At 59.7% G+C, this 25,308-nt stretch carries 25 protein-coding genes; 14 read left to right on the top strand and 11 right to left on the bottom strand.

Features of this window, described 5'->3' with window-relative positions:
- The first annotated feature begins 42 nt into the window (after positions 1-42).
- From E1958_RS16085 to iscX, 9 genes are all read left to right on the top strand, one after another.
- Complete coding sequence (locus tag E1958_RS16085; protein WP_133512778.1) at positions 43-1,092, top strand: COX15/CtaA family protein; 1,050 nt, start codon at positions 43-45, stop codon at positions 1,090-1,092.
- A complete protein-coding gene (locus tag E1958_RS16080; RefSeq protein WP_133512777.1) occupies positions 1,089-1,760 on the top strand; it encodes an SCO family protein in 672 nt (223 codons plus the stop codon). Before E1958_RS16085 ends, E1958_RS16080 begins: the two co-directional genes overlap by 4 nt.
- A 1,008-nt stretch (positions 1,761-2,768) precedes the next feature.
- Positions 2,769-3,443, top strand: coding sequence for a hypothetical protein (locus E1958_RS16075; protein ID WP_133512776.1), 675 nt, complete (start codon positions 2,769-2,771; stop codon positions 3,441-3,443).
- Between the two features lie 499 nt (positions 3,444-3,942).
- Positions 3,943-4,332, top strand: a complete 390-nt coding sequence (locus E1958_RS16070) for an aspartyl protease family protein (RefSeq protein WP_133512775.1) — start codon at positions 3,943-3,945, stop codon at positions 4,330-4,332.
- Between the two features lie 465 nt (positions 4,333-4,797).
- The gene (locus E1958_RS16065; RefSeq protein ID WP_133512774.1) at positions 4,798-5,373 is read left to right on the top strand and encodes an AAA family ATPase; all 576 of its coding nucleotides are present in this window, start codon (positions 4,798-4,800) and stop codon (positions 5,371-5,373) included.
- Between the two features lie 222 nt (positions 5,374-5,595).
- Positions 5,596-6,537, top strand: coding sequence for a hypothetical protein (locus E1958_RS16060; protein WP_133512773.1), 942 nt, complete (start codon positions 5,596-5,598; stop codon positions 6,535-6,537).
- Positions 6,538-6,922: 385 nt separating this feature from the next.
- The gene (gene hscA / locus E1958_RS16055) at positions 6,923-8,794 is read left to right on the top strand and encodes a Fe-S protein assembly chaperone HscA (RefSeq protein ID WP_133512772.1); all 1,872 of its coding nucleotides are present in this window, start codon (positions 6,923-6,925) and stop codon (positions 8,792-8,794) included.
- Between the two features lie 3 nt (positions 8,795-8,797).
- The gene (gene fdx, locus E1958_RS16050) at positions 8,798-9,136 is read left to right on the top strand and encodes an ISC system 2Fe-2S type ferredoxin (protein WP_133512771.1); all 339 of its coding nucleotides are present in this window, start codon (positions 8,798-8,800) and stop codon (positions 9,134-9,136) included.
- Between the two features lie 82 nt (positions 9,137-9,218).
- A complete protein-coding gene (iscX, locus tag E1958_RS16045; RefSeq protein ID WP_439329458.1) occupies positions 9,219-9,413 on the top strand; it encodes a Fe-S cluster assembly protein IscX in 195 nt (64 codons plus the stop codon).
- A gap of 820 nt (positions 9,414-10,233) precedes the next feature.
- Here the strand turns inward: iscX and E1958_RS16040 are convergent.
- The 4 genes from E1958_RS16040 to E1958_RS16025 all read right to left on the bottom strand — a co-directional run bounded on the left by E1958_RS16040 (position 10,234) and on the right by E1958_RS16025 (position 13,415).
- Positions 10,234-10,743 carry a hypothetical protein gene (locus E1958_RS16040; protein WP_133512769.1) on the bottom strand — a complete coding sequence of 170 codons (510 nt, stop codon included), beginning with the start codon at positions 10,741-10,743 and terminating at the stop codon, positions 10,234-10,236.
- 175 nt (positions 10,744-10,918) lie between these two features.
- On the bottom strand, positions 10,919-11,347 hold the full coding sequence (locus E1958_RS16035; protein WP_133512768.1) for a rhodanese-like domain-containing protein: 429 nt from the start codon (positions 11,345-11,347) through the stop codon (positions 10,919-10,921).
- Between the two features lie 468 nt (positions 11,348-11,815).
- On the bottom strand, positions 11,816-12,622 hold the full coding sequence (gene cysE / locus E1958_RS16030; RefSeq protein WP_133512767.1) for a serine O-acetyltransferase: 807 nt from the start codon (positions 12,620-12,622) through the stop codon (positions 11,816-11,818).
- A 19-nt stretch (positions 12,623-12,641) separates the two neighbouring features.
- Positions 12,642-13,415, bottom strand: a complete 774-nt coding sequence (locus tag E1958_RS16025) for an RNA methyltransferase (RefSeq protein ID WP_243725292.1) — start codon at positions 13,413-13,415, stop codon at positions 12,642-12,644.
- Positions 13,416-13,502: 87 nt separating this feature from the next.
- On the opposite strand from E1958_RS16025, the gene E1958_RS16020 reads away from it, so the two are divergent.
- From E1958_RS16020 to E1958_RS16005, 4 genes are all read left to right on the top strand, one after another.
- Positions 13,503-14,300 (top strand): inositol monophosphatase family protein, encoded by a 798-nt coding sequence (locus E1958_RS16020; protein ID WP_133512797.1) that lies wholly within the window; start codon positions 13,503-13,505, stop codon positions 14,298-14,300.
- A 193-nt stretch (positions 14,301-14,493) separates the two neighbouring features.
- A complete protein-coding gene (locus E1958_RS16015) occupies positions 14,494-14,787 on the top strand; it encodes a DUF433 domain-containing protein (RefSeq protein ID WP_165741666.1) in 294 nt (97 codons plus the stop codon).
- A complete protein-coding gene (locus E1958_RS16010; RefSeq protein WP_133512765.1) occupies positions 14,768-15,118 on the top strand; it encodes a DUF5615 family PIN-like protein in 351 nt (116 codons plus the stop codon). Before E1958_RS16015 ends, E1958_RS16010 begins: the two co-directional genes overlap by 20 nt.
- A gap of 421 nt (positions 15,119-15,539) precedes the next feature.
- Positions 15,540-17,936, top strand: coding sequence for a DNA internalization-related competence protein ComEC/Rec2 (locus E1958_RS16005; RefSeq protein ID WP_133512764.1), 2,397 nt, complete (start codon positions 15,540-15,542; stop codon positions 17,934-17,936).
- 48 nt (positions 17,937-17,984) lie between these two features.
- Here E1958_RS16005 and E1958_RS16000 read toward each other — a convergent pair whose 3' ends face one another.
- Entirely contained in the window at positions 17,985-18,653 is a 669-nt protein-coding gene (locus tag E1958_RS16000) for a DUF8196 domain-containing protein (protein WP_133512763.1), read from the bottom strand.
- A gap of 218 nt (positions 18,654-18,871) precedes the next feature.
- Here E1958_RS16000 and E1958_RS15995 point away from each other — a divergent pair, with 218 nt between their 5' ends.
- On the top strand, positions 18,872-19,621 hold the full coding sequence (locus E1958_RS15995; protein WP_133512762.1) for an MlaA family lipoprotein: 750 nt from the start codon (positions 18,872-18,874) through the stop codon (positions 19,619-19,621).
- 147 nt (positions 19,622-19,768) lie between these two features.
- Here E1958_RS15995 and pdxT read toward each other — a convergent pair whose 3' ends face one another.
- From pdxT to E1958_RS15965, 6 genes are all read right to left on the bottom strand, one after another.
- A complete protein-coding gene (gene pdxT, locus E1958_RS15990; protein WP_133512761.1) occupies positions 19,769-20,464 on the bottom strand; it encodes a pyridoxal 5'-phosphate synthase glutaminase subunit PdxT in 696 nt (231 codons plus the stop codon).
- A 318-nt stretch (positions 20,465-20,782) separates the two neighbouring features.
- Positions 20,783-21,664: a pyridoxal 5'-phosphate synthase lyase subunit PdxS gene (gene pdxS / locus E1958_RS15985; RefSeq protein WP_133512760.1), complete on the bottom strand. Its 882-nt coding sequence runs from the start codon at positions 21,662-21,664 to the stop codon at positions 20,783-20,785.
- Positions 21,654-22,427, bottom strand: coding sequence for an HAD family hydrolase (locus E1958_RS15980; protein ID WP_133512759.1), 774 nt, complete (start codon positions 22,425-22,427; stop codon positions 21,654-21,656). Before E1958_RS15980 ends, pdxS begins: the two co-directional genes overlap by 11 nt.
- Positions 22,428-22,482: 55 nt before the next feature.
- Positions 22,483-23,253, bottom strand: coding sequence for a hypothetical protein (locus E1958_RS15975; RefSeq protein ID WP_133512758.1), 771 nt, complete (start codon positions 23,251-23,253; stop codon positions 22,483-22,485).
- A gap of 12 nt (positions 23,254-23,265) precedes the next feature.
- Positions 23,266-23,853, bottom strand: coding sequence for a hypothetical protein (locus E1958_RS15970; protein WP_133512757.1), 588 nt, complete (start codon positions 23,851-23,853; stop codon positions 23,266-23,268).
- Between the two features lie 49 nt (positions 23,854-23,902).
- Positions 23,903-25,246, bottom strand: a complete 1,344-nt coding sequence (locus E1958_RS15965; protein ID WP_133512756.1) for a UDP-glucose dehydrogenase family protein — start codon at positions 25,244-25,246, stop codon at positions 23,903-23,905.
- Positions 25,247-25,308: the final 62 nt, after the last annotated feature.

Raw genomic sequence — 25,308 nt, 5'->3', positions numbered from 1 at the left:
ACCGGACAATCATTTGTGTTCTGTATCATTGTAGGGGATCTCATGGGCTCGAAGCGAACCACTTTTTCCGCACTCGCTGCGCTGACGGCCTTGCTGGCGCTCGTGGTCATCCTATTCGGCGCCTATGTGCGCCTGTCCGACGCCGGACTCGGATGCCCGGACTGGCCCGGCTGTTACGGACGGCTGGGTGTGCCCTCCACCCCGGAGGCCATCGACCGGGCCAACCGCGCCTTCCCTGAGCGTCCGGTCGAGACGGCCAAGGCGTGGAAGGAGATGGTACACCGCTATCTGGCCGGCGCCCTGGGGGGGGCGATCCTACTGCTGGCCCTGAGCGCATGGTGGAGTCGCGGTCGACTCCCGACGGGGCTCCCCAGTCTGTTGGTGGCATTGGTCGTCTTCCAGGGATTGCTCGGCATGTGGACGGTAACCCTGCGGGTTATGCCCGTCGTTGTTACCGCGCATCTGGCAGGCGGGCTCGCGACCCTCGCTTTACTCTGGTGGTTGGCCTTACGTCAGTCCAACTTCCCCGGATCACATCCCGCGCCGGCGCTGATGCGGCTGCGGCCCTGGGTGTGGGGCGGACTCGCCCTGGTCTGCATCCAGATTCTGCTCGGCGGTTGGACCAGCACCAATTACGCCGCCCTGGCCTGCACCGAGTTTCCGACCTGCTACGGGGGGCGCTGGTGGCCGCCTGCGGATTTCGGCGCGGCCTTCGTCATCCGGCGGGACTTAGGGATCGACTATGAATTCGGGGTCTTGGACAGCGCCGCGCGCACGGCGATCCACCTCACCCATCGCCTCGGGGCCCTGGTGGTCCTGCTCTATGTGGGCGCCCTGAGCCTGATCATCCTACGGCGGGCGCAGACCGGCATCGAACGTGGTATGGGCATTGCGGTCGCTGCTGCCCTGTGCTTGCAGCTAGGGTTGGGTATCGCTAACATCCTCGGCCACCTACCGCTCGCGGTGGCGGTTGCCCACAATGGGGGTGCGGCATTGCTGCTCATCGCCCTGGTGAGCCTGATCCACCTCCTCACGCCGGACCGACAAGCGACCGCTACCGGCGTCGCGGAAATGTCGAGGAACTCGTCATGACCCACAACGCCGGCGGCGGCCTGCGCCGCCTTCTGATTCCGGTTGGTGTGCTCGTTGGTGTGCTGGCCGTAGCAGCGGGTGTCTGGTTCGGCGTGAGCCGCTTCGACCCCGGCGCGGGGACCGGCCCACCGGTTGCGGCAATGCGGGCGGGCACCCCGCTGCCCCAGCCCAAGGTCTTGTCCCCCTTCACCCTCACGGACCAGGATGCACGGCCCTTCGGGCTTGAGGATCTCAGGGGCCATTGGACCTTCGTGTCCATCGGCTTCACCGCTTGCGGGGGTGTCTGTCCGACCAACATGGCGACCTACCGCGCCATCGACCGAGAGATCGGCACAGCCGGTGCTGCAGAACCGGCGGTGGATTTCCTGTTCATATCCGTGGACCCGGAACGGGACAGTCCGGAGCAACTCAGGCAGTATGTGCGCCGGTTCGACCCAGGCTTCCGCGGGGCGACCGGCAGTCACGACCAACTCCAGCCCCTCGTCCGCGAGCTCGGGCTCATGTACGGGCGTTCCGAGGAAGCGGGAGATGCCATGGGTTATATGGTGGACCATTCGGCATCCATCCTCTTGCTCGACCCGCAGGCCCGCTTGGTAGCCGTCTTCAGTTGGCCCCACGATAGCGCCGCCATGGCCGCCGACTTTGCAGTCTTGCACGACCATTATTAGAAGCTGTCTGGTTAAGAGCAATCCTGAATGATTTGGCGCTGTTTGGGGGAGAAGATCCCTCCTGCGTCGGGACAAGAAAGATCTCTCCTGTGTCGGGACAGGGTTTGACGTGTTGCATTCGACGCCCAACGGCTCGTTGGTCCACGGCCAGGCCAGTGCCGGCGTCTTAACGCAACCTACACCCACATGATCCCCCACGCGACCTGCACGCGCGGACCTCGCCTCAAGTGTAGGTTGCGTTAAGCCGTGCGAAAAACGCCCGGGGGAATAACAGGGCGTAACGCAACAGGACGCTAGGCTCCGTTTTAACCAGGCGGAAGAGAAAACGACGAAGCGCGCGAATCGGCGCGAACAAGATCCCTCCCTTCGGTTCGGGATGACAATTTCGCGCGGATTCGCATGATGCGTCGTTTCTCCTCTTTGTTGGCGACCGGTAACCTTTATTAATCTTCCCAAAAGTTTCTGCATGACTGATCCTAAATCGAGTTGCCCTTAGACATGCTTTTGGAAACCAAGCTGTGCGGATACTTTTGGGAAGATTAATAACTTAATGGCATTGGGCTGGACATTCCATTCAGCTCCAATGCCATTAAGTTAGCTGCTGACCGCTTGTGGTGGTCGATCAGGATGCGGAAGAGAAAACGACGAAGCGCGCGAATCGGCGCGAACAAGATCCCTCCCTTCGGTTCGGGATGACAATTTCGCGCGGATTCGCATGATGCGTCGTTTCTCCGCTTGTTTGTCGACCGGTAACGCTTAACTTAATGGCATTGATATAGGCTCTACTGAGAGAATATCTACTCTAGGGTTATCTGGATCCTGTGAATATGTTCATATAAAATAAGTATTCTTTGAGCATGAACACATTTGGTGAGCCTATTGTCGCTGCGAGGGAACAAATTAAGATTGGGTCGTGCTTGATGTGTGGTGATAAACTATTTTCCTTATACATATTAAAAATTTTAGAACAAAATCACACAAATGAGAGATGACAATTTTTTGGATAGGATGAAATTTGTTTTGGGTGATCGGAGAAAGCATCCTTGGGGACAGGCCCTAGGTATCCGGGGCACGCGTATCACCGAGATGTTTCGAGGTCGGATCCCGACGGCGGATGCCCTAGCGATCATCCATTGGGCGGAGGGAGTTTCTACCGACTGGCTACTGACGGGTGATGGGGCGCCCTTCTGCGTGCGACATCTCACGGATCAGGAGGGAGTGGCCCTGCTCCGGGAGCAGGACGGAAACCAGCAGTATCACTATCACCTACTGGTCACAGAGCCGCTACGCATACCGGCCTTGGCGCTCATCCGCCCCGAAGAACCGCAGCCCATAGACCCGGACAGCGTGGCTCGCTACCCGGCGACCATCCTGGTGGCCCAGGTCGGTCGAGCGATGATGCGGGAGCTCGCCGGGGTAGACCAATTGTATCTCACCTCGCTCGATGCCCAGGTTATGGAGCAGCTGAGGGCCGGAAACCTCGGTCCCTACCAGCTGCGGCAGGTATTCCTGCCTCATGGCCGCCGGGCGGAGGCAGCAGATCTCCGCCGGATTACCGAATTCCTCGACCGCTCGGATCTTCCCGGCCTCCCCCACGAGGAAGCCGCCCTGCTGCGCGCCTATCGCGCCCAGCCGGAGCACAAGCAGGCAGCCTGTCGCGCATTGTTGGACGTGGAGCCGTAAGCTGCCGGTGACCGCGCCGCCAAGGCCATCCGTTGCGGTAACCTCTGCGGTGTCCCCTCCGGATTTCGGCTCGATGTGGACAGAACCCTTTCTGAACGTTACCAATGGTTGGCGCCTGGCCTGTCTGTTGCACCTGATTACGGAGCAGCTCTTCGAGGTCTTGGAGCAGATGGAGGGAGACCCGGGTTACCCTACACCTGGATGGCCTCGATCAACTTTCGATCCCACCCGACCAAAACACATATAAAACATGCTGTGGGAACATGTAGGATGTGGTGAGCGCCTACCCGCCCCAGGGACAGGGCGGGTAGGCCGCGAACCGCATCATTCAGTTATCAGTTGTCAGATGGTGAGTTTGATAACTGCCCCCTGACAACTGATAACTGAAAACTGAAAACTGCCCCCTGGAAATGATGCGGTTCACCGCCGTCCCTGGCGGCTCACCGCATCCTACGTCTCTTAGAAATGGCATAACCGAGAGATTTCTTTGGAGAAAACAATGGGCCGAATTGTGGTACCGGTAAAAATCACCAATCTCTTCGACGAGGATAAATCCATACAGTGTGAAATGTTCGTCGATACCGGGGCGGGCGCATTGATTCTTCCCCAAGCATGGAAAGAAAGACTCGGAACTTTCAAACGCTCCGAACCGGTAGAGCTGCAACTCGCCAATCAGGAGGTGGTGCGTGGTGAGGCCTGCTGGCCGGTGGAAATAAAAATAGATGGCTTTCGCCCAGTTGCAAATGAAGTCATCTTTGTCGACATGGGTTCGAGTGAAGAGAATAACTACGAACCGCTCTTGGGATATGTCATTTTGGAACAGGCCCAAGTAGCGGTCGATATGCTCGGCCATCGTTTAGTGCCGGTAAGATACATCGATATGAAATAAAGTCTTGGTCAATACCGATGAAGGCGTTCGGAATCCAGTGCTAGGCAGAAACAACAAAATAGTGGAGTCTGAATGATCACGCTAGTGGCCTGCTTTCTCTCGTTCCCACGCGCCGCGTGGGAACGAAAAAACCACGGATGGACACGGATTGTGATCCGTGTTTATCCGTGTCCATCCGTGGTTCTTCGGTGCGCTTTGTTCCGGTACAAATCCAATTAAGAAACGGCATTAGGATTTCCACTTCGTAGTTGTATCTTCCGCATCCTGACCGACCACGACGAGCCGCCAGCAGCTAACTTAATGGCATTCAATGCCATTAAGTTAAGCGTCACCGGCGCCGTTTGTGATTGCTTGATCGCTGTTTTTCGTTCACCCTCTCCCCAACCCCTCTCCCGCCGGGAGAGAGGCTTTGAGGATTAACTTAATGACATTTTCGATGCCGTCATCGGCGAGGTGGTGGTCGAAATGGAGGACGCAATCCAGCCCTTTTCCAATCTCAGCGATGGGCAGCGCAGTACGGCGGCGCTGGTCGGCGATATGGCGCAAAGGGCGGCCAGGCTGAATCCGCATTATGGCGGCGAGGTACTGCAACAGACCTCGGGGGTGATCCTGATCGACGAATTGGATCTGCATCTGCATCCGCGTTGGCAGCGCCGCATTATCGAGGATCTGCGCCGAACCTTCCCGAAGATCCAGTTCATCTGCACCACCCATTCGCCGTTTCTCATCCAGTCGTTGCGCAGTGGCGAAGAGCTCCTCATGCTGGACGGTCAGCCCACGGCCAATGTGGCGAACCTGCCGGTCGAAGAGATCGCGCAGGGCATCATGGGGATACCCAATCCACAGGTCAGCGCGCGCTATGAGGAGATGACGGGTGCGGCCAGGCACTATCTCGAAGAGCTCGAGGCCGCCGCGAAGGCCCCGGAAGAAAAATTGGCGGAATACAAGGCGCGACTCGCCGAGACTATCGCGCCCTATGCGGACAATCCGGCATTTCAGGCCTTTCTGGAGATGAAGCGCGCCGCGAAGCTGGGGGAATAGGCCATGCGACCGGTACGCAGAGGGAGCTCACCCCAACCCGATGATTTCGAGCCCTACCCGGACGCAAAGCCGACGCTGATCGCCCGGTTCGGCGGTTATTGCAGTTACTGCTTAAGACACAGCAGATGTCACAAACCTTGGCTGCGCAGGGAGAATAGGCGCGAAGGCATCCCATGCAGCTGAAAGACAGTTTACCGGAATAGGTAAGAGGAGAACGATACGATGCAGGCCATAGCGAAGGAGGCCGTAGCGAGCTGGTCTCTCGAAGAACGCCTTGAAGAAACATTCAATCGGACACTGCCGAAACTCGGTCCTGAAGCCCAAGCACAACTTCAGGCAGCAATAAATCCTACATCACTTGCTATTATCGGAGGCGTCCTTGTTGCCTGGGTGGTCTCTCATGCCCTTGGTCTTGGTCAAATCATAGACATCATTATTATAGTAGGCGGGGTCATCGCAATCGGTTCTGCTGTTTTCGTGGGATTGGACTATCTCTACGATTTCGCAATAGGCGTTTATCGCGCCAAGACGACATCCGATCTCGATGCGGCTGCCGACAAGTTAGCCAAAGCGATCAGCACCTTGGGTATACAGGCCGTACTGGCAATCCTGTTTCGGGGCGCAAAGGCCCCGCGTACCGGCAGGGGAAAACATATTCCAATCGGTCCCCCACCACCTCGAACGCCGGGGATTCGGTACAAACCAACAGTGCAAAAAACTCCCAACCTCAAAGCAGGAGAAGGGAGAACAAGTTTTTGGGGCGATATAAGGGTTTCGACCGGAGGGTCGGCCAATGACCGCGCCATGGCACTCCTTCACGAACGTGTCCATCAGTTCCTGACACCCAAGCTCTACATCCTACGGGAGTATAGAATAAACAATCGGGCAGCTTCCTATGTGCGCTCCTCGCTTTGGCGTTATATCGAAGAGGCACTCGCCGAAACCGTGGCTCGGGTCGGTATCCTCGGTATTCGGCAGTTCTTCTCCGGAATACGGTTCCCGATCCAAAATGGCTATATGTATCTGAGGAAAGGCGGTGGTTTCAATTCAAAATTCGGTGGCAGCGGTGCCATTCCCGAAGCAGCGGGTCTTCTACATCGCGGGATAGTACATGGTATAGCCTTCGAGCTCTGGTTCAGTCCCGTTAAAACAAAAGACTATTAGGGCAACGGATCGAGGTGACCAAGATGTTTCGGCGATTATTCCGTAGCTGGTTCGGTGCCGGGCAGGATACCGAATCTCCGGGGCTACAACCCCGGTTAAGAGAAGATGAGGTGCTGGCAATCGCGGGTAAAGCGGTTGGGGGAGATCCGATTGATGAACACTTTTGTGTTGAAGAATTGGAGGAAGGATCCGGCGCTTTGATCTGGTCCGTCGGCTCGGCTACGGTTGGGTCCGGGCTCTACGTCAGGGTCGATGACGCAACCGGTCGAGTAGTTGAAATAAAAAGATGGGGGGTCCGCTGAGGTTCGCCCGCATATCTCACCGGGGCGGCTGGCGGCAGCTCAGTTTTCACTTTATTTCGACTCGACTCATTACACGAAACTCCATGGCACTCTTACAGATCTCGGAACCGGGGCAATCTGCCGCACCGCACCAGCACCGCTTGGCGGCGGGTATCGACCTGGGGACGACCAACTCACTGGTCGCTACCGTGCGCAGCGGCTCTGCCGTTACCCTGCCAGATGCGGAAGGGCGTCATTTGCTGCCGTCCGTGGTGCGCTTCGGCGGAGATGCAGTGATCGTCGGTGCGGAGGCAAAGGCCGCTGCTGTCGATGATCCGCTGAACACGGTCGCCTCCGCCAAGCGCCTTATCGGTCGGGGGCTGGACGACATCGAACGCTTAGGGAACCGTCTGCCGTACCAGTTCGTCCGGACGGATACCGCCGTTCCGCGCATCCGTACCCGCCGGGGGGATTTCAGCCCGGTGGAGGTGTCGGCGGAGATCCTCAAGGCGCTCGCCGCCAGGGCGGAGTCGGCCCTGGGGGGGGAGCTCTCCGGCGTCGTCGTTACGGTCCCCGCCTACTTCGACGAGGCCCAACGCCAGGCGACCAAGGATGCCGCCCGCCTGGCGGGACTCAAAGTGTTTCGACTCCTGAACGAGCCCACCGCCGCGGCGGTAGCCTACGGCCTGGATAAGAACGCCGATGGTGTCCACGCCATCTATGACCTCGGCGGCGGTACCTTCGATATCTCCATCCTCCGCTTGCGGCGCGGGGTGTTCGAGGTGCTGGCCACCGGCGGCGATTCCGCCCTCGGCGGCGACGACCTGGATCGTGCGGTGGCGCGCTGGATCATGGCGCAGGCCGGGGTCGAGGACGCTGCCTCCCATCGCCTCCTGCGCCGGTTGCTGCGCGACGCCTGTGCCGCTAAAGAGGCATTGAGCGCGGCGGATCGGGTCTCCTTGCACGTCGAGCTGTCCAACAGCGTCCGATGGGAAGGAGAGCTGGACCGGACGACCTTCGATGCCTTGGTGGACCCCCTCATCGCCAAGACGCTTGTCGCCTGTCGCCGTTGCCTGCGTGATGCCGGGGTGCGACCGGACGCGGTGCAGGATGTGGTCATGGTCGGTGGCTCCACGCGTGTGCCCCGGATACGCGAACGGGTAAGGGAGCTCTTCGGCACGCCACCCCTGGTGGAGATCGACCCCGACCGGGTGGTTGCCATCGGCGCTGCCCTGCAGGCGGACGTCCTGGCCGGCAACAAAGGAGTCGATGAGGTCCTGTTGCTGGACGTCATTCCCCTGTCTCTCGGTCTGGAGACCATGGGCGGACTGGTGGAAAAGATCATCCCCCGCAACACGACTATCCCGGTGGCCCGGACCCAAGAGTTCACCACCTTCAAGGACGGGCAGACCGCCATGGTCATCCATGTGCTTCAGGGCGAGCGGGAGCTGGTAGCGGACTGTCGTTCATTGGTGCGCTTCGAGCTACGGGGAATCCCGCCGCTGGTGGCCGGCGCGGCACGCATTCTGGTCAGCTTCGAGGTGGACGCGGACGGGCTGCTCAGCGTTACCGCCAGGGAACAATCGAGCGGGGTCAAGGCCCAAGTTGAAGTCAAGCCGTCCTATGGGCTCACCGACGCCGAGATCGAGTCCATGCTGCGGGATGCCACGGCCCGGGCGGGGGAGGATCTGCAGGCCAGGCGCCTGCATGAGCAGCAGGTCGAGGCCGAACGAACCCTCGCGGCCCTGCGGGCCGCGCTGGCGAGCGATGGAGATGCCCTGCTTGACGCGACCGAGCGTGGTCTTGTAGAAGATGCCCTGTCGAAGTTAGAACGGATAGCCGCCGGCGGGGACGCGGAGGCGATCAGGATCGCCGTCGGAGACCTGGAGAAGGCCTGCGACTTCTATGTGGAACGGCGCATGAATCGGAGCATTCGAGCGGCCGTGGCGGGACACAAGGTCGAGGAATTCGAGTAGCCTATGACGAAGCTCATCTTCTTGCCGCACGAGGAGATCTGTCCCGAAGGCGCTATGATCGCGGCCGAGCCCGGTGTCAGCATCTGCGACGCCGCATTGGGGAACGGCATCGAGATCGAGCATGCCTGCGAGAAATCCTGTGCCTGCACCACCTGTCACGTCATCATCCGCGAGGGCTTCGATTCCCTGGAGGAAGCAGACGAGACCGAAGAGGACCTGCTCGACAAGGCCTGGGGCTTGGAACCGGAATCCCGCTTGAGCTGCCAGGCCCTGGTGGGTGACGAGGACCTGGTGATCGAGATCCCCAAGTACACCATCAACATGGTGTCCGAGCAGCATTGAGTAGGGTGGGCTGTGCCCACCGATGGCTCACTCGGTGGTGGGTGGAGCCCACCCTACACTGCAGCGGAGGAATTTCATGGGCTTGAAGTGGACCGACACCCTCGATATAGCAATCGCACTCGATGAGGCACATCCCGACGTGGACCCACGCTACGTGAACTTCGTGGATCTGCGTGACTGGACACTGGCCCTCGATGAGTTCGACGACGATCCGACGCGCTCGGGGGAAAAGATACTGGAGGCCATTCAGGCCGCCTGGATAGAAGAGCGGGAGTAAAAACCACCTGCCGCATAAATCACGTTTACGCCGTAACCTGCTCTGAACAAGTCCGGGACGGACTTGTTCAGAGCTTCCAGAGGGGATCGCTTTCGTTCAACCCCCTATTTTTTATCGGTTTGCTTCTCCAAGGTGGTATTCTCTTTCGAGGTGGTCTTCTTTGGGTCTTCTGATTTGCCGCAAGATGCGACAAAAAAGCAAGCAATCATTATCGAAGCTAGGAGAGCGGTGCGAATTTCGTATCTCATGGTATGCCTCTTTTGGTGTGCCTCTTTTGGTGTGCCTCTTTTGGTGTGCCTCTGTTTCTGACCTGAAGTCCTAAGTATAGGGTACTTGAAAAATTGCCTTCCTGGCAATCCTTCCAGATGCATTCCGATCGGGAAGCTCTGAACAAGACTCACTCGGTGGTGGGCAGGGCCCACCCCACGCTGCAATGAGGCGGCGGTTGGTTGTTTGAACCACAAAGGCGCAAGGGACGCAAAGATTTTTGTGGGAGTACCCCCTTGCAGGTGCCCGGATTATAGGATACGGCGAGCAAAACAAGCGGCATCGCCAGACCGACGGCCGACGGTGGAATGAGTCCAGGTGAAATTGAGTATGGGAAAGATTAATTCGATCGCCTCCCTGAAGCCACGGACCCCGTGGGTCTGGGGCCCATTGGTAACCACATCCTCTTCCCTCGTCGCCACCGTACTTGCCTTGGTAGTGGTAAATTTCTAACTGATAGCGTAGTTGATAGTCCCAAAGACATTGAGTCCGCTGAACCGCGCAGCAACCCAACCTACCCTCTACCAGTCAAAGAGTTACCACTATCCTTGCCTTATTTCTTGGCTTTGACGTAGTCCTCCTCAGCTTTGGTGTATGTCTCCTTAGCCTTGGTATGGAGATCTTCGGCTTTGGTATACATTTCCTCAGCCTTGGTATACATCTCCTTGGCCCTGGTACGCATCTCCTCAGCCTTGGTATGTAGCTCCTTAGCCCTGGTATGCGTCTCCTCAGCCTCGGTATGCATGTCCATAGCTTTGGTGTGGTCCGCCCCGGGTTTGGCGTGTGTCTCCGCAGCCTTGGTGTGCAGCTTTATAGCCTTGGTGTGCATTTCCTCGGCTTCGGTGTGCATCTTTTCGGCCTTGGCATGCACTTCCTTAGCTTTGGCGTAAGCTTCGGTGTGTTTGGCGTAAGCCTTGGCGTGTTCGGTGTAGGCTTTGGTGTGTTCGGCGTAAGCCTTGGCGTGGTCCTCGGCGGCATTAGCCAGGTTCACAGCCGACAGACTTCCTGCGAGTAGGGCACCGATGACGGCGGTAATGGGTTTGATCGGGTTCTTCTTAGACATGGATGCTCCTGGATATCGGTTTGGATTTCTACAGGTACTAAGGACTTGCCCCGTAATGAACCAGTCAAAAGCGGTGACCGGTAGGCTTACGAAGAACGATACTATATAACATATCGTACTGTATGACACAAATTTTCCGGTCAGGCGAAACTCACTACGCCGGTTTGAATGCTTTTCAGCACTGTTCCCAGGGTAGTCCGCGCAGGCGCCAACCACCGATACTGCTGCGGTGATGATGGTCGTCGAGATCGCCCTCGAAGCCTTCGTCGATGTGGAAGACGTTCTGCATCCCGGCTTCCAGTAGGACCTTGCCCGCCTCCAAGGAGCGCTTGCCGCTGCGGCAGATAAGGATGATCGGTGCGCAGGGGCTTTCCTGCGTGCACACTGCCCCGCCAAGCAACAGCTTCCGAATCTCGGTCTCGAAGTCCGGGTTGACCATCCAGTCGGGCTCGTCGATCCAGGCGACGTGGACGGCGCCGGTCGGATGGCCGACAAACAGGTACTCCATACTGGAACGGATGTCCACCAGGAGCGCTCGGGGGTCGTCCTGAAGCATTTGCCAGGCCTGTTGGGGAGTAAGGCTCTTAACGCCGTGATCGCTCATGGTTCCGAATCCTCTCTTTGTTTTTCAGATGTCAGGTAGCCGCAATGCGCAAGCGGTCCGCACAGCGGACCCTACTCTGACTACTTGCTTGACCGTAGGTCCGCTGTGCGGACCGCTGGGATGTTGCGGCCCATCTAGTATCCCATTTCTGCATATTTTGCATATAGCCTGTAGGGTGGGCTGTGCCCACCACTTCCGCTAGCCTATGAAAATTGTTGGTTAGTGTAGACAACAACCGGAAAGAGAACCACGGATGAACATGGATTGACACGGATGGAGACCAATCCGTGTCGATCCGTGGTTCGCTATCACACAAAGACACCAAGCCACAAAGGGGTATAAGGATTGAGAGAAGAACGCCAGAACGAGCGGAGAATTCTTGGTGTCTTTGTGGTTTGGTGTGAGAAAAATGAAAACAGCTACGGAGGGCGTTCCCTACGAACACGTAGAATACTGTGAAATGATGTACTAGGCCCCCGCCTGAGCCGATGCATCTGAACGCTTTCCCGTCTTCGTCTCGTCCCGGGCCGACTGGATCTCGCACGCCCTGAGATCCGGCAGGTGATCGAAGTGCCCGCAGATCCCCTGTTCCTCCAGGATTTGAGACAGGGCCTCGATGCGTTGGTCGAGGATATGGATATGATCCAGCATCAGGTTGACCGCATTGGCGACCGGATCGGGGGCATCTTTGGTCGCGCCGTAGGCGTCAAAGCCGATGCGCTGGGCGGTTAGCGTGCGCCGTTCGTAGGTCTCGTCGGCCGCCGGCGGCTCTACCACATGGCCCGGCACCCCGACGATCGTAACCCCGGCCGGCACCGATTTGACCACCACCGAGTTCGAGCCGATGCGTGCCCCGTCACCGATCTCGATGGGACCCAACACCTTCGCCCCGGCACCCACCACCACATGGCGTCCCAAGGTGGGATGCCGTTTGCCCTTGTTCCAACTGATTCCGCCCAGGGTTACGCCGTGATAGAGGGTGCAGTCGTCGCCGACGACCGCCGTCTCTCCGATTACCACCCCCATGCCGTGGTCGATGAAGAGGCGCCGACCTATCCGCGCGCTGGGGTGGATCTCGATCCCGGTAAAGAGGCGCGCCAGGTTGGACAGCAGGCGGGCCAGCCATTTGAGGCCGCGAGTCCAAAGGGCGTGGGCGGCGCGGTGCATGAGGACCGCATGCAGCCCAGGGTAAGTCGTTAGAACCTCGAATCCGTTGCGGGCGGCGGGATCCCGCTCAAACACACAATCGATATCCTCACGTAATCGCTCGAACATAGGAGTGCTCGGTCATTCCTTAAGCTTCCCCCGCGGCATTCCCGTCGGGGTCGGTGGATGGGGCTGACCGGGAGGGGTCGGTCTTGTGAAATCGCCCCGGGGTCTTCTTCCCCTGCGCGGCGCTCAGGATGCCGCGCAGGATATTAATCTCTACCCGATCGGGGCGGGCGCGATTGAACAGACGCCGCAGGCGCCGCAACAACTTTCGGGACTGGGCGGGATCGCTGAATCCCGTATCCGTCATGGTCTGCGCTAAGTGGGCGTAAAACCCCTCCATCGCCTCCGCAGGTGCCGGATCTTGCTCGGTCTCCTCGGTGTACTGCTCCCCAGCCGTACCCCAGGTACGGCGTAGCTCATAGGCGAAGATTTGGGCCGCGGAGGCTACGTTCAAGGAGCGGAACCCCGGATCGGTCGGGATATGCGCAAGGAAGTGGCAACGCGCCAGCTCGTCGTTGGTGAGCCCAGAGCGCTCGCGTCCGAGTACCAGGGCCACCTCACCCTGCCGGGCCTCCGCCAGGAGCCGGCGGGCACAGTCGGCAGGTTCCAGCAACGGCCAGGCCACCGTGCGTAACCGGGCGCTGGAGCCGATCACCAATCGACAGCCGCGCAGGGCGTCCACCAGATCCCCGTGTATCTGGGCGGCCGCCAACAAGTCATCGGCACCGGCGGCGCGGGCCACTGCCTCTGCATTGGGCAACACTTTGGGGTTCACCAGGTGCAGCCGGCTCAACCCCATGGTCTTCATGGCCCGGGCCGCCGCTCCGATGTTCCCCGGATGGGTAGTCTCCACCATGACGAACCGGATCCTGTGGAATGCTTCGAGGTCGGGGTCCATGGTCACGCTTTGAATCTATTCGCCGCTTCGGGTATGGTGCCCACCATGCACCCCATGCTCAATATCGCCGTCCGGGCCGCGCGCAGCGCCGGTCGTATCCTGCTGCGCTACCTCGAACACACCGATGGGATCGCCGTTACCGACAAGCGCCGCAATGATTTCGTCAGCGAGGTAGACCACAGTGCCGAGGAGGTGATCATCCGGGAGCTGCACAGCAAGTACCCGGATCACGCCATTCTGGCTGAGGAGAGCGGCGAGCGCCAGGGCAGTGATTTTCAATGGGTGATCGATCCCCTGGACGGCACCACCAACTACCTGCACGGCTTTCCCCAATTCTCCGTCTCCATTGCTCTCAAATACCGCAACCGTTTGGAGCAGGCAGTGGTCTATGATCCGCTGCGGGAGGAGCTGTTCACCGCCAGCCGCGGTCAGGGCGCCCAGCTCAACGACCGGCGCCTGCGCGTGACCGATCGCCCATCCCTGGAAAGCGCTCTCATCGGGACCGGCTTTCCATTCCGAAACCATAGCCTTCTGGACACCTATTTGGGTATGTTCAAGGTCGTGCTCCAGAATACGGCGGGCATCCGTCGTCCCGGCTCCGCGGCCCTCGACATCGCCTATGTGGCCGCGGGCAGGCTGGATGGCTTCTGGGAGCTGGGGCTGGCCCAGTGGGACATCGCCGCCGGCGCCCTGCTGGTCAGCGAGGCCGGCGGTACGGTAAGCGACCTGGCCGGCGGCGACCGGCATCTGGAGACAGGTAATGTCATCGCCGGCAACCTCAAGGTCCACCAGGCCATGGTCGCTAAGCTCCGGCCCTTTCTCAGTGACTCCCTCAGGGCTTGAATATCCAATGATGAGTGATGAGTGATGAGTGATGAATGCGGAGTGATAGCTTCTCCTTGCAGATACGGGGGAATCGCATGAAAATGAAATGGCTTGTGATCATCCGGGACCTGACACTTAAGCAATGAGCGCTTTACTGACGCCACTTGCCCTGGAACGGGAAGCTCCCCCTCTACACCAAGATGCACACGGAGTGATCCGCGTCGCGCAAACCCGGGTGACGCTGGAAAGCGTCATCTCCCTCTTCGAGCAGGGTGCGAGTGCCGAAGAAATTACCCTGCGTTACGACGTACTGAACCTGCGTGACGTTTACGCGACCCTCGGCTACTTCCTCGGCCATCGGCAGGAGGCGCAAGCGTACCTGGACCGCGCGCGTCGGACATCGCTCGTGACACGTCGCAACGCCGAACGCCGTTCGCCCGTGGCACAGATACGCGAGCGTTTGTCCGGATACCAGAACCGAGCCGATGCTCAGTCTGCTGGCTGACGAGAACCTCGATGCAAACATCCTGCACGGAATTCTGCGTCGTTTCGACGGCATCGACGTCGTTCGAGTCCAGGATATCGGTCTTACCGGTGCGGACGACCCGACAGTTTTGGCATGGGCCGCCGCGCAGGGCCGGGTGTTGATCACGCATGACGTCGAGACGGTGACGCGATATGCCTTCGCGCGCGTGGATGCCGGTCTGCCAATGCCGGGCGTTATAGAGATCGTCGCGTCGGCTCCGATCGGCAAAGCCGTAGAAGACCTGGCATTAATTCTCGAATGCCTTGGGGATGACGAATTGGACGCCCAGGTCCTCTACATACCGCTGTAGGGTGGGCTGTGCCCACCAGGTGAGTCCTGATTCGCGCGATTCGTAGTTTTCTCTTCCGCATCTCGTCGGACTCGGGCGCGTTTAGGCTCGTTTGTACCTCTCGACACCGGGGCATGCGCCTGACCCGACCTACATATGACATGCGGCCAGCGGCTAACTTGATGGCATTGAGTTGACAGTCACATGTGAACCACTAAGATACAAAGGATGTAAGAGGCTGTCTAAAAACTAAAACTAATCCATTGATTCCAAGGCGGTAAACTGGGTCTAGGCACGAGACCTGAGCAAGTCAAACTGGCCCATAAACGCTGGGTTTCGTTCCTCAACCCAGCTTACCCTTTACTCTAGCCGACAGCTCTTTTTTAGACAGCCTCTAAGGGCTACGAATGCTTGAACCGCAGAGACGCAGAGCCTTTTTTCGATGACTGCTCTGTGGCCGCTGCGACTCCGCGGTTCAAAACCGGGGCTGATTGCCAACGGTTTGGGCTTTGCATCCGGCGTCGGCGTCCTGTTTCTACTGCCGTCTTTGCCACCCTTATGGCCTCCGCTCCTGCTTGCCGTGCCCGCGGTGGCGGTGGCTTGGCGGTGGCCGTTGCTGCGGCCGTTTGCCTATGCCCTGGCCGGTTTCCTGTGGGCTTGGATTCAGGTCTGCCAGGTCCTGTGCGGGCCCTTTCCGGAGACCCTGGTGCGCCGGGATCTCGAGCTGACCGGCAGGATTGCCGGCCTGCCGGGGGAGGCAGGCGACGGCGGCGCGCGGTTTCTGTTCCAGGTCGAGCACACGCGTGCGGATGGACGGGCCATCGGCTTTGACGGGCTGGTGCGCCTGAGCTGGTACCGGAATGCACCGGCGCTCCGGGCCGGTGAGCGCTGGCGCTTGACCGCTCGCCTTAAACTACCCCACGGCTTTGCCAATCCCGGCGGGTTCGATTACGAGCGCTGGCTGTTCCAGCAGGGTATCGAGGCCACGGGATACGTCCGCGGCGCGGGCGAGAACCTACGCCTGGACGCCGGGTCCGGGATCTATGTCATCGATCGCTGGCGCCAAGGGTTGCGTGAGCGTATCCGGGAGATCCTACCGGACGCTACCGGGGAGGCCTTGGTGCGGGCCTTGGTCCTGGGGGACCGTTCCGGCCTGGGGCCCGAGCAGTGGGAGGTCTTGACGCGCACGGGCACCAATCACCTGATCGCCATCTCCGGGTTGCACGTGGGTATGGTGGCCGCCTTCTTGTTCTTTCTGTCCCGCTGGGTCTGGTCACGCAGTGTCCGGCTGATCCTGCTGATCGCGGCCCCACGGGCCGGCGCGATCGCCGCCTTGGTCGGGGCGGTTGCCTATAGCGCCTTAGCCGGATTCGCCGTCTCCACGCAGCGCGCCTTGATCATGCTGGCGGTGATCCTGGGGGCGGTGCTGTCCTCCCGCACCGTGCGCCCGGCGAGCGGAATTGTCCTGGCCCTGGTGGGGGTACTGATCCTGGACCCCCAGGCAGTGCTTGCCTACGGCTTTTGGTTGTCCTTCGCCGCCGTGGCCGTGCTGCTCGCCGCCTTCGGGCAGCGGCTCGGGACGAACAAGTTCCGGCGCAACTGGGGGCGGGCGCAGTGGGTCGTTGCCTTGGGGCTATTACCGCTGTTGCTGCTCCTGTTCGGTCGTGCCCCGGTGGTTGCGCCGCTGGTGAATCTGGTTGCCGTTCCCCTGTTCAGCCTGGTGTTGCTGCCGGTCGTGCTGACGGCGAGCCTGCTGGGCCTATTGCCCGGACTCGGGCTGGAGCTGCCGCTGGTCCTGACAGCGCAGCTGTTGGAAGGGGAATTCGGGCTGTTGGAAGTGGTCTCCGGGTGGGACTGGGCGGCAGTGACCGTGTCCCGGCGTCCGATCTGGGTCTGGGTCGGTGCCTTCGCCGGCGTACTCCTGTTGCTCGCTCCACGGGGGTTGCCCGGGGCCTGGCTCGGGTCCCTGTTCCTGTTGCCGTTGGCCCTGATCCGCCCGCCGGTGCCGAGTGAGGGTACCGCTGAGTTCACGCTGCTCGACGTGGGACAGGGCCTTGCGGCCGTCGTTCGGACCCGGCGCCATGTCCTTGTTTATGACACGGGTCCGCGGTTTCCCAGCGGCTTCAACACCGGCGCCGCGGTCATACTCCCTTATCTCCACCATCAGGGCGTGCGGCACATCGACACCCTTATCATCAGCCACGCAGACCGGGATCACGCGGGCGGATTCGCAGGTCTGAACGGTAAGCTCCCCATTGGCCGCATCCTCAGCGGGGAGCCGCGGGAGCTTGCGGGAGGGCGCGCGCGTCCTTGCCTGGCCGGCAATGACTGGACCTGGGATGGGGTGGACTTCGAGCTCCTCTACCCGGCTACTGCCGGGCGCAAGGGCAACCCTAGCTCCTGCGTCCTGCGGGTGAACATACCGGGCGCCGGTTCCAGTGTTCTGCTGACCGGGGACATCGATGCCGGCGTGGAAGACGGGCTGGTGGCGACCCAACACGGGCGGCTCGCAAGCACCATCCTGGTAGCGGGCCACCATGGCAGTGCTACCTCCACAGGGACTGCCTTTCTGGCAGCGGTTGCGCCGCGCTTCGTGCTCTATGCCGCCGGCTATGCGAACCGTTTCGGCCTGCCCAACCCGGCGGTGCGCGAGCGGGTAGCGGTCCAGGGTGCCGCCCAGCTCGACACCGCGAGTGCGGGTGCCATTAGCTTTCGGCTCGGGCCTACCGGCATCGAAGGACCCTGGTCATTCCGCCGGGAGCACAAGCGCCTGTGGAGCCACCGCGTGCAGCCGATTTCAAACCACTCGATTTCGAGCCGCAAGGGCGCACGGGATTGAGATCCGATTCATTCCCGCAAGCAGGGGGAACATCCGAAACTGCTGTCGCTATCCGAACTGCCGGGGCTGGAAGCCCACGGGATTGACGATGGCGGCACTGTCGCCCGTGGCCCGAATCACGAATAACCCCTGGTTCTGCGCATACTGGTCGCTCGCTTGCTCCGCGCGCAGATAGGCCACCGCACCCAGCACCTTATGGGTGCTGTACTCGGGCAGGTAGTGCCTGGCTCGATGGAGGCGCTCGATGAACTTGTCGACCAAGCCGACCCGCAGGGTCGTCTTCACCTCTACGATGACGATCTCCTCGCCATCGTGCGCAATGATGTCGAACTCGTAATTCTCCCCATTGCGACATCCCTTGCGCCGGGTCGAGGTATCCTGGACCTGGATTCCCCGCTTGCCCAACAAGTGAACCAGATCTCCTTCCACCAGGCTCTCCATCAGCTTGCCCCACTGGCCCTCGAACAGGTCCTGCAGGGCCTTCATCTTCTTGTCCGTTTCCCGGAGTATGCGGTCCGTTTCCTGGAACTTACGGTCCGTATCCTGGAACTTACGGTCCGTTTCTTGGAACTTACGGTCCGTATCCTGGAACTTACGGTCCGTTTCCTGGAACTTACGGTCCGTATCCTGAAACTTACGGTCCGTATCCTGGAACTTACGGTCTGTTTCCTGGAACAGTTGCCAAACTTTCTCGAAATTCAATGCAGTTTCCATCATAAAAGCGATCTTCGGTCGCTGAAGGTTTTCCCCTCACTCAGGGGACTCGGCTGCGGTCGGCCACCGATTTCGGAGACGCGTTGACAGCGCTTAGTTCGGGACGGAGGGAAGATCAAAATTAGGATAGCAGCTGTTTGCCTTCGGAACCATGAGGTTGTGCTAACATGCCGTTATCCGGCGCCACATGACAGACACAATGTCGGGGAAATACTTTGTCCATGAACGGTCTTCGGAATAGCGGTCTACTCCTGCTGCTGGTCCTGGTCGTCGGTTGTGCCTCGGTTCCCGGCGACCCCGACCCCAGGGATCCCATGGAGTCTTACAACCGTGCGATGTACAAATTCAATCAAGTGGTCGACGATGCGATCTTGAAGCCCGTTGCAAAGGGATACAAGGCCATTACACCGGAGCCCGTGGACCGCGGCATCACCAACTTCTTCAACAACCTCGCGGACGTAACCTCGGCGCTCAACAATCTGTTCCAGTTCAAGCCTTCCCGGGCCGGATCGGATCTGGGGCGCCTGGCCGTGAATACCACCATCGGCGTACTCGGCTTCTTCGATGTAGCGACCGACATGGGGCTCCCGAGCTACAAGGAAGATTTCGGTCAGACCTTCGGTTACTGGGGCGACGATTCCAGCCCCTATCTGGTGTTGCCCTTCTTAGGATCCAGCACCATACGCGACACCATCGGGCTGGGCGGAGACATCGCTGCCAACCCATTATTTTATATCGATAATAGGCCTGTTACTTGGGGGCTGACTGGCCTCGACGTCACCGACACCCGGGCCGATCTATTGACCGCCGGAGACCTCCTGAAAGAGGCGGCCATCGATCCCTACGCCTTCACCCGCGATGCCTACCTGCAGCACCGCCGCAATAAAATCTTCGACGGGAACCCCCCCGAGGAAGAAGACGACTGGGAGGACGAGTCGGGCGCAGCCGATGCCGCGGCGGATGCTGGGTGAAGCGGCGATATATTCTATTCTCACCGCAAGAAACTACGAATCACGCGCATCTCCGCGGAAAATTGACCTGTCTGCCCGTAGCCTGCAGGAGCAGATGGCGACAGATTCGCGTGGATTCGTGTAATTCGTAGTTTCCCACGACCCTTGTTATCCGGCGGATCGACCGCGTCCTGCACCGCCTGCGGCATGCCTGGGGTGACAAGGAATAGGCGCGTAGTCAACCCAGGAATCCGCTTGCCAGTCCGCCGGTACGTCTTCGCGGGGCGGGAGCGGGATTCCGCATTTGCCGGCGAAGTAGCGGTGGAAGGCGAGACTCGGGGTCAGCTCCGGATGGAAGACGGTGACCAGAATGTCGCGGTCTTCCGCGGCGGCGCAATAGTCGTCGATCTCGAGCAGGGGCGACACGGCCGTGCCGAGGCGGAGGATCTTCGGGGCCCGAATGAAGGTGAGCGGGATGGGTTCGGGGGCGACCGCCGGGACCTGCAGGGTGCGGTTGAAGCTGTCGAGCTGGCTGCCGAAGGCGTTGCGTTGGACCCGGATATCCATAAGCCCCAAGCTTGCCGTCTCGCCCACCACCTCCCGCGCTAGGAGGATAGCCCCGGCGCAGGTGCCCCAGAGCTTGAGTCCGGCCCGCAAGCCTGCTGCGATCTCGCGGTCGAGCCCGTAGCGGCGCAGCAGACGGCTCAGGCAGGTGCTCTCGCCGCCGGGCAGGATCAATCCGGTCAGACCCTCAAAGTCCGCCGCCTGCCTCACCCGCCTGGCCGGCAGGCCTAGGGCGGCGAGGTGCGCCAAGTGTTCGACCACGCCCCCTTGCAGAGCGAGGACCCCGATGATGCCCGACATGGAGCGAATTCCCTGGTACACCTGCGCCTAATTAACGAAAACAGGGAGGAATTTCCTGTTTCTGACCCCCTCTCCCGGCGGGACAGGGGCTTTTGCGCTCCTGCCATACCTTCTTCGATCCAGCATAGAACCACTGATTAACACCGATAGACACGGATGAATTTACAATGCAACCCGTTTCCATTCCAGCCGTGCCCTGCGGAACTTCGGAACCACACCGAGTTTCGGCCCGGTGATTTTCAAGTACACGAACCAATCCGTGTCTATCTGTGTTCATCCGTGGTTCTTGTTTTCGGTATTTGTGCGCATTCGCACTGGTTACCAGCCTCGCTCGGCCAGACGCGCCTCCTTGGGGATGGTGGGGATCTCAATGCCGGCCATGGGTTCGCCTAAGCCGGCGGATACCTCCAGGATCTTTTCCGGGTCGTCGGCATAGGTGGTGGCCTGGACGATGGCGGCGGCGCGGCGCTCGGGGTCGCCCGACTTGAAGATGCCCGAGCCGACGAATACGCCGTCGCAGCCGAGCTGTATCATCAGCGCGGCGTCTGCCGGTGTGGCGATGCCGCCGGCGGCGAAGTTCACAACCGGCAGCCGCCCGGCCTCCCGGACCTTGAGCGCCACCTCGTAGGGGAGCCCCTGATCCTTGCAGAAACCCGTGAGCTCCTCCCGCGGCATGTGGTGGAGGGTGCGGATCTCCCGATTCATGGTGCGCATGTGGCGCACCGCCTCCACTACGTTGCCGGTGCCCGCTTCGCCCTTGGTGCGGATCATCGCCGCCCCTTCGGCGATGCGTCGGCAGGCCTCGCCCAGATTGCGGGCACCGCACACGAAGGGGATGGAGAACCGGGTCTTGTCGATGTGGCTCTCCTCGTCGGCCGGGGTGAGCACCTCGCTCTCGTCGATATAGTCGATCTTCAACGCCTCGAGCAACTGGGCCTCGACGAAGTGTCCGATGCGCACCTTGGCCATGACAGGAATGGATACGGCGGCCTGAATCGCCTGAATCAGGCCGGGGTCGGACATGCGTGCCACGCCGCCTTCGCTGCGGATGTCCGCCGGCACGCGCTCCAGGGCCATGACAGCCACGGCGCCCACCTCCTCGGCGATGATGGCTTGCTCCGGCGTGGTCACGTCCATGATGACGCCGCCCTTGAGCATTTGTGCCAACTGCGCATTCAAAACAAGTCGTTCAGCGGTCACTGTGGTACTCCGTATTCGCGAGCTCTGGGAGGCTAAGTGCCGTCAGGAGGTGGATTTTCAAGCCCATTGCCTCGCGGCGCTCGGCCTGTGTGTTGTAGCCCCAGCAGGCCAGGTGCAGGCGGACGACCGCCAGGTCCGGACGGGCGAGAAATCGCTTCAAGGTAGCCAGCCGGTCTTCCACCAGATGGATCGGGCGGCCGGGATAGTGTGCCATGAGATAGCGCACTACCGCCTCCTTCGACATCCCGCGGTCCAGACCGAAGATATGCTCGGCATCGAAACGCACGTCCTTGTGTTCGAGCAACCGGGCGACGAACCGCTCTTGCTTGGTGGTGACGATGTAGCAGTCGGTTCCGGGTGGGAGCGCGTTCAAGACGCGGCGCGTCCCTGGGTACAGAGGGCTCAGCACCAACCATCCCTGCGGATCCGCTTGGAGCCAGCGGTCGCGAACCGCCCCGTACAGTCGCTTCAAACCTGCTGTATCCGTACCGGACCTTTCAACCACCTCATGGATCCGGTGCGGAAAGGTCTCGAGCAGCGCCTCCGGGTCTTCCCCGTCCTTGAGTAGACGCATCATCAGGATCGCCTGGTAGCCCGTTTCGATCACCGGTCGAGCGCGGCAATAATGCTCCAGGAGCGACTGCGGCGGCACTGCCTCTACCATATCCTCCCACAGGGTCGTCGCCGCCTTCCAGCCGGTAATGCCGGTCTCCCGGGCGCTGTCGCAGAGGACACCATCGAAATCCAATGCGAGCACGGACATGGGTTCACCTCACGTTTTTCCGAATACCCCTCGAATTTGAATACTTTCGAATTCATCATCTCAGTTTTTTACCGGCATCAACAGTTGCCGGTCCAGTTACTGAGGTATCATTTACACACCACAGTCCCACTTCCAGATTATAGGGAGCGGCAAGCTTTGCATCTTCCAAACGCTTTGCGTTTTTATGGTAGACCCTGATTTTTTGTAGGTCCGGACGTATCGCACCTTTGGCAGTGCTTTTGTAGTCAGGATTAGGCACTGTCAGATGCTCATTGTAGTTCCAATCGTAACGATCTAATGCTTTGCATCGCCATAACCCAAATTTCACAGCAACACTATCGCCTTCTCTCGTGCCTGTTACCGTCACGTTGCTGTGTAGCTGAAATCCACGTAGCGAAGTAAATAAATCACGTTCTTGTTCGCTCCCCCTGAGCTGAATTCGTGTAATCTCGGCTATCGTTCCACCGATTTCTACAAGGCTTTGGTAAGTCATAGATAGTTTTCCGGTACCGTTCCAGCGGCCATCTTGCAGGCGAGGAATAATCCCCGCCCACTTTCTTGTTTTTCCAATACGGGCTTTTTCTTCAGTTAAAAACACACGGCGGTGGTAAACTTGAGCTGCTTTTATTTTTGTGTGGTTTATCAAATAGACTGGCGCAGAAAATTGAAGCAGTGCTTTAGGATTGCGATTATCGAGATACGCCCGCAAAAACCGCGAAGCAAGAGGTACGTTACCATTTATTTTCTGCTTTTCAATCTTAGCTGCAAGCCGCCCATACCAAGCCGCTACTTCAGTTACGCTGTATTTCGCCAATATATCAGTCATGTTTTGGTTCCGTTATTTCTCAGTTATGGAAGCAAGAGAATCATAAGCCTGGTGTAAACGGGAGCTGATCTCCAGTACATCGAAGGTTGCGACGTTTCCCTCGACACCGCTTTGCATGACATTAACGTTAAGGTCAAAGCATTCATCATTGGTCGTAGAAAGTAGACCAAAGCTGCTGCCGCCCGGACCAAAAAACGGTGCTGTAGTTTGGGCACGAGCACCCACAGACGGGAATCTCCCCGCCCGTTCGCTCAAAGGTGTCGTGACCAGTGAGCGTTCATATTCTGCTCGATTGAGGAACGTACCTGCCGGCCCGATCTCAACCGCTGCAGATAGAATGTAACCAGGGTCGCTGGCAGGTGGCTGATACACGAATACATAAATTATTTTCCCATCCTCCAGAGTGGCAGAAAACTTTCCAGAGCCAACGACGGATCGAAAAAGGTCTTTCGTAACAATTTTATTCCATAGATCAAACTCCTCCGAACCGAAATTTTCCACGGAATTGCTTAGCGTAGATGATGACAGCATCAACAACAAAACAGCTGCTTTGACTGCTGAAAATTTTATGTTGATCTCTCTAGCCTTCAACACGGCCATGGCAACACCTTCCGTCCCATGATGTTCCCGTTGACTACGCGCAGGTACATCAGGCACCGCCGGTACCGGCCGGTCGGCGGCCGATGGAGAAATAGGTGAGTCCCGCCGCGGTAACGACCTCGGGGTCGAACATATTGCGGCCGTCGAAGAGGAGGGGGTGGTTGAGTTTGCGCGCGATCGCCGCGAAGTCCGGGCTGCGGAACTCGGTCCATTCGGTGACGATGACCAGGGCATCCGCGCCTTCCAAGGCGGACATGGCGTCTTGGGTAAGGATCAGGTCATCCCGCTTGCCATAGATCCGAAAGGCCTCCTCCCTCGCAACCGGATCGAAGGCCCGAACGCGGGCGCCGGCGTTCCAGAGGGACTCTATGAGCCTGCGGCTGGGGGCCTCGCGCATGTCGTCCGTGTTGGGTTTGAAGGCCAGTCCCCAGAGCGCGATCGTGCGGCCCGTCAAGCCGCCGACGAAGTGATCGGCGATTTTCTCGAACAGGACGCCTTGCTGGCGCCGGTTGATCGACTCCACCGCGTTCAGGAGTCGGGCTTCGTATCCAATGGCCCGGGCCGTCCGCCCCAGGGCGCGCACGTCCTTCGGGAAGCAAGAGCCGCCGTACCCGCAACCGGGGTAGATGAACCGGTAGCCGATACGGGGGTCGGACCCGATGCCGATTCGGACCTTTTCGATGTCCGCGCCCAGCGCCTCGGCGATGTTGGATAGCTCGTTCATAAAGCTGATCTTGGTCGCCAGCATGGCGTTGGCGGCGTACTTGGTGAGCTCCGCCGAGCGCACATCCATCAGCATGACCCGGTCATGGTTACGGTTGAACGGGGTATAGAGGGCACGCAAGAGCTCGGCGGTACGCGGGTTGTCGGTGCCGACGATAATACGGTCCGGCCGCATGAAGTCCTCGATCGCCGCCCCCTCCTTGAGGAATTCGGGATTGGAGACCACATCGAACTCGATGTCCGATCCGCGTGTAGCCAGGGCTTCCCTGACCGTTTCGGCGACCTTGCCCGCGGTACCCACCGGCACCGTGGATTTGTCGACCAGGATGCGATAGGTATCCATGTGCTCCCCGATGGTCCGAGCGACGGTCAGCACATGCCGCAGATCAGCGGAGCCGTCTTCGTCCGGCGGGGTGCCGACGGCGATGAACTGAAACAGCCCGTGCGCAACGCCGGCTGCCGCGTCGGTCGAGAACGACAGGCGTCCCGTGTCACGGTTCTTCTTTACCAATTCCTCGAGACCCGGCTCGTGGATGGGAATACCGCCGCCCTCGAGCACAGCGATCTTGGCGGGATCGATGTCGACACAGAGCACCTTGTTACCGACTTCGGCCAGGCAGGCCCCGGTCACCAGGCCGACATAGCCGCTGCCGAAAATGGTCACGTCCATCGCAAGTTCCAGTGGTGTAGCAGGTTGACGGGCCGGATCGAGAAAGACACCGCCGGCACGTG

Source organism: Candidatus Thiosymbion oneisti (assembly GCF_004359955.1).
Lineage (GTDB): Bacteria > Pseudomonadota > Gammaproteobacteria > Chromatiales > Chromatiaceae > Thiosymbion > Thiosymbion oneisti.
Note: the sequence above shows the minus strand (reverse complement) of the source record. Positions and strands in the feature narration are given on the sequence as shown.